Annotated in this window: 5 protein-coding genes; 4 read left to right on the plus strand and 1 reads right to left on the minus strand. The window is 54.1% G+C overall.

What is annotated here, in order from left to right:
- The 4 genes from MK323_14980 to MK323_14995 all read left to right on the plus strand — a co-directional run.
- On the plus strand, nucleotides 1–911 hold a 911-nt coding region (locus MK323_14980), incomplete at its 5' end, for an ABC transporter substrate-binding protein (protein ID MCH2483448.1).
- 106 nt (nucleotides 912–1,017) lie between these two features.
- Complete coding sequence (locus MK323_14985) at nucleotides 1,018–1,956, plus strand: ABC transporter permease (GenBank protein MCH2483449.1); 939 nt, start codon at nucleotides 1,018–1,020, stop codon at nucleotides 1,954–1,956.
- A gap of 7 nt (nucleotides 1,957–1,963) precedes the next feature.
- A complete protein-coding gene (locus MK323_14990; GenBank protein MCH2483450.1) occupies nucleotides 1,964–2,794 on the plus strand; it encodes an ABC transporter permease in 831 nt (276 codons plus the stop codon).
- A gap of 9 nt (nucleotides 2,795–2,803) precedes the next feature.
- Complete coding sequence (locus MK323_14995) at nucleotides 2,804–4,441, plus strand: ABC transporter ATP-binding protein (GenBank protein MCH2483451.1); 1,638 nt, start codon at nucleotides 2,804–2,806, stop codon at nucleotides 4,439–4,441.
- A gap of 204 nt (nucleotides 4,442–4,645) precedes the next feature.
- Here the strand turns inward: MK323_14995 and MK323_15000 are convergent, their stop codons facing one another.
- Entirely contained in the window at nucleotides 4,646–4,879 is a 234-nt protein-coding gene (locus tag MK323_15000; GenBank protein ID MCH2483452.1) for a hypothetical protein, read from the minus strand.
- Nucleotides 4,880–4,968: the final 89 nt, after the last annotated feature.

Below are 4,968 nucleotides of genomic sequence, written 5' to 3' on the forward strand. Positions count from 1 at the left end.
CTAATTATTGGAAAGAAGGCCGTGGGCATTTCGATGAGTGTCGTTTGATCGCGATTAATGATGCAGCCGCTCGAATGAATGCAATGGCAACTGGCCAGGTTGATGCGATAGCAAGAACTGACCTGAAAACGGTCGGGATGTTGAAAAAGAAACCCGGCATTGAGGTGCTTCAAGTCGCCGGAACCAAGCATTTCACGTATCCAATGGATGTTCGTCAAGGTAAGTTCAGCGACAACAACGTTCGGATGGCGCTGAAGTTGGGAATCAATCGCCAAACATTCGTGGACACCGTGCTTCGGGGTTACGGCTCATTGGGTAATGACCATCCAATCAGTGTGTCCCAGAATTATTGCGCTACTGAGCTGCCGCAGCGCCAATACGATCCTGATAAGGCCAGGTGGCATTTGCTTCAATCGGGCTATGGTGGTCTCGATGTTGAGATCCATGCCTCGGACGCAGCCTTTGCCGGTGCGGTGGATGCGACGGCACTTTATGCAGAATCCGCCAAGGCCGCTGGCATCAACATCAAGGTCACACGGGCATCCGCGGATGGATACTGGTCGAACACTTGGATGAAAGTTCCTTGGTCGGCGAGTTACTGGAGCGGTCGCCCGACGGCCGACTGGATGTTTACCATCGGTTACAAGGCCGGCGGTAACTGGTCGGAAACGTTCTGGGACAATGCACGATTCGAGGAACTCCTGATCATGGGTCGGGCTGAGCTTGATGAAGCCAAGCGCCGTGATATCTATGTAGAGATGCAGACAATCCTCCACAACGAAGGGGGGACCGTGATTCCTTGTTTCGCCAATAACGTCGATGCACGTTCCGATAAACTGGCCCATGGTGATCTGGCTGGTAACTTCGAACTCGATGGTTGCCGGAGTTGTGAGCGATGGTGGTTTGCTTGATACGGTAATCTGATCTACCAGATGAGGCATTGACGAAGTGGCCAGGGTTTCTACCCTGGCCACTTTTTCTTAAGGAGCCGACACAGTGGATAGCGAGTTGTGGGGCATGATCATCAAGCGGCTCGGATTCGGCCTCTTGACGCTGTTCGCAATCTCCCTGCTGATCACTGTCGGTATAGAATTCCTGGCAGGTGATGTCTGTACCGAGATGTTGGGTCAGATGGCCCACCCAGATACTGTTGCTGCTTGCCGCGCGGAGTTGAATCTCGATCGACCCGTCCACATTCGCTACGCGGAGTGGTTCTGGAATCTCTTGCATGGGGACATGGGCATTTCCCTCGCCAACAGGCGGGAGGTGTCCGAGCTGATCAGCAAGCGGATTGGCAACACGCTATTTTTGGCCGGGATGTCGGCACTGATCTCGGTGCCGCTTGCCATCGGTCTCGGTGTATTAGCAGCTTTGTATCGAAATACAGCCTTCGACCGGGTCATTTCTATTACCACGTTGAGCGCCATCTCGGTACCGGAATTCTTTGTTGCTTACATTCTGATGGCGGTGCTTGCGGTGAATTTTCAGATATTTCCAGCGATTTCTAACGTTGACAGCTTCATGGGGTTTTTCGAACGAGTGAAGGTCTCAGCATTACCCGTGTTGACTCTGACGCTGGTGGTGTTGGCCCACATGATGCGAATGACCCGTGCATCGATTGTCAATCTTTTGGCAAGCCCATACATCGAGATGGCCAAGCTAAAAGGCATCCGTCCTGCTCGAATTATCATTTGGCATGCGCTGCCGAATGCATGGGCGCCGATTATTCAGGTGGTCATTTTGAACCTGGCCTGGTTGGTGGTCGGGGTGGTGATTGTGGAAGTGGTTTTCGTCTACCCGGGTTTGGGGTACTTGATGGTGGACTCTGTTCTGTTTCGCGACATGCCGATGGTACGCGGGACTGCAATGGTTTTTGCCGCCACGTATGTGCTGCTCAACCTGCTGGCGGACATCCTCTCAATATTTGCCAACCCGCGGTTGCGTCATCGAGGGTGAGGTGAGGATGAGTTTCTTCAAAGCCATCGGTCGACTGCCCTGGAGTGCGCGCATCGGCTTGCTTATCCTATCGTTTTTCGCAATGTGCATTCTGTTTGCACCATGGATAGCGCCGTACGGCGAGAGCCAGATCGTCGGAGATGTTTGGGAACCCATTGGCGGGACATTCTTATTCGGAACCGATCAGATCGGTCGTGACCTGTTGAGTCGATTGGTTTACGGTGCGCGAAATACCATCTCCTTAGCCCTCCTCACGACAGCTTTGGCATTTTTGATTGGGGGGTTGCTGGGATTTCTGGCTGCGACCATGAGAGGATGGGTGGATCAATTACTGAGCCGATTTGTCGACATCATCATCTCCATTCCGACACTGATCTTTGCCCTGATTGTACTTTCTGCTGTCGGGACCTCGATCCCGGTGCTGATTTCGGTGATTGGACTAGTTTATGCCATGCCGGTCTACCGGATTGCACGAGCCGTCGCGATGGACATCGAGATCATGGACTACGTGGAGGTCGCACGACTGCGGGGCGAGGGACTGTGGTGGATCATGCGTCGCGAGATTTTGCCGAACGCATTGACACCCTTGGCGGCAGAATTTGGATTGCGCTTTTGCTTTGTGTTTCTATTAATCAGCGGGCTTAGTTTCCTCGGCCTCGGACTGCAGCCGCCGCTCGCGGACTGGGGTGCAATGGTTCGCGGTAATGCAGACGGCATTGCCTGGGGTTTCTATCACGGCCTGGTGCCGGCCAGTTGCATTGCGCTTTTAACCATCAGTGTTAATCTGTTGGTGGACTGGCTGGTCAACAAGGCGAGCGGGTTGCGCGAAGGTCAGTGAGGCAACTTTATGGCTGAGAATTTGCTGGAAATTCGAGATCTCCTGATCGAGGCAGAGATCGACGGAATCTGGAAACCGATCGTCAACGGTCTCAGCCTTAACTTGCAGAAAGGGGAAATTGTCGGGTTGATTGGGGAGTCCGGCGCCGGCAAGTCCACGCTCGGTCTGGCGGCGCTCGGCTATACCAAGCCGGGTTGCCGGATCGTCTCGGGATCGATCCGATTCCTCGGCCAGGAACTCTCGACGTTGCCGGAGGTGGAATTACGAAAACTTCGGGGGGTGCGGATCTCTTACGTTGCCCAGAGTGCGGCTGCCGCATTCAACCCCGCCCATCGCTTGATCGACCAATTCTCCGAAACACTCGTTCAGCATGGTCGAATGACTAAAAGCGAAGCCGACCAACGGGGTCGCGAGCTCTTCCGGCAGTTGGAACTACCTGATCCCGACCATTTCGGCGAGCGTTACCCGCACCAGGTGTCCGGGGGCCAGTTACAGCGCGCGATGACAGCAATGGCTATGGGGTGTCAGCCGGAGATCGTGGTCTTTGACGAGCCGACCACGGCGCTTGATGTGACCACCCAGATTGAAGTGTTGGCCGCGATCAAGGAAGCCGTACATGCTCGGGATTCGGCTGCCATCTATATCACCCATGATCTTGCCGTGATTGCCCAGGTGGCAGACCGGATTATGGTGCTGCGCTACGGTAATCTGGTGGAGGAGGGAGAGACCCGCAATTTGCTGGCGAACCCGAAGGAGGAGTACACCAAACGATTACTTGCGGTTCGCTCGTTACGCGAAGAACGCTCGGCACAGGCAGACGACGCTGTTGTGCTAAAGGTGGAAGAAGTCACGGCTCGCTACCCGAGCGCAGAGCAGAACGTACTGGAAGAAGTCAGTATCGAAGTGGAGCGCGGCAAGACAGTCGCACTGGTCGGGGAATCGGGGAGCGGCAAAAGCACGCTGGCCCGCGTGATTACGGGGCTTCTGCCGCCGGTCGCGGGAGCGGTTCGTTACAAAGGGGAAATTCTTCCGTCTGCGCTTCGCGACCGAACGAAAGAAGATCTGCGCCGAATCCAGATGATCTACCAGATGCCGGATGTGGCACTCAATCCGCGACAACGGGTACGGGATGTCATTGGTCGGCCACTCGAATTTTACCTACGGATGCGCGGGGCTCAGAAGGCGGCTCGCATTGCTGAACTGCTGCAGCAAATTGAATTGCCCGTGGATTTTAGTGATCGCCATCCCGGTCAACTGTCAGGTGGCGAAAAACAGCGGGTCTGCATTGCCCGTGCTCTTGCTGCAGAGCCCGATCTGATTATCTGTGACGAGGTCACGTCCGCGCTGGACCAGCTCGTCGCAGAAGGCATCCTCGAATTATTGCAGCGCTTGCAAAATGAGCTCGGAGTGTCGTACCTGTTCATTACTCACGATCTCGCAACAGTCAAGGCGATTGCCGACGATATCGTCGTGATGTATCAAGGAAAAATCGTTGAGCAGGGTCCGAAACAGGAGATCCTTACACCGCCCCACGAAGACTATACGGCGCTTTTGTTGTCGTCGGTTCCCGAGATGGATCCAGACTGGCTGGACGACTTGATGGACAAACGCCGAGCCGGTCAAGTACCGACATCCGGATCGCTATAATTTTTTATCGTTGTTGGGTTACACCGCGATGTGACAACCTTATCGACCCACCGGTTGTCAAGTAAGAGCACTTTGTAAGGAGTTTGCGCCTTCTGTCAGTGCCTCGAATGGCGTTCTCTGGGTTTGCCCAGTCCTTCAGAAAGGGTTGCTTGGTGCCTCTTTTGACTGGAGTTAATGCCCAACCAAGTTCCAAATATTCAGTAATCAACTTTGTTCAGCAGCGGCAGAATTCATTCCTCGGACGAACCACTGGAAATACGCAGGCTTGTTGATCCACCACTCACCATCGGGTGCCTTGGTAACAGCTCCGGCTTCTAACAGGCCGTTTGTCTCCCGATTTCGGATCTGCCAATAAAGGGCATCCCTGTTTTTCAGAAACCGACCGATATCGGGATCTATCTTAGCTTCTCGAAGGGGAACGAAATCTGAGTAGTCCATGAGTCACTCCGCGCATATTTGAGTTAAACACTGTCATCAGTTGTAGATGCCAGTGGATGTGATGGAGTGATTGTGGGTAGATAGAATCT

The organism is Gammaproteobacteria bacterium, assembly GCA_022450155.1.
Taxonomy (GTDB): Bacteria; Pseudomonadota; Gammaproteobacteria; order Arenicellales; family UBA868; genus REDSEA-S09-B13.

Excerpts from the sequence above, each read along its gene's own strand:
- MK323_14985 (MCH2483449.1), top strand. The coding sequence starts at position 1,018 with ATGATCATCAAGCGGCTCGGATTCGGCCTCTTGACGCTGTTCGCAATC.
- MK323_14990 (MCH2483450.1), top strand. The coding sequence starts at position 1,964 with ATGAGTTTCTTCAAAGCCATCGGTCGACTGCCCTGGAGTGCGCGCATC.
- MK323_14995 (MCH2483451.1), top strand. The coding sequence starts at position 2,804 with ATGGCTGAGAATTTGCTGGAAATTCGAGATCTCCTGATCGAGGCAGAG.
- MK323_15000 (MCH2483452.1), bottom strand. The coding sequence starts at position 4,879 with ATGGACTACTCAGATTTCGTTCCCCTTCGAGAAGCTAAGATAGATCCC.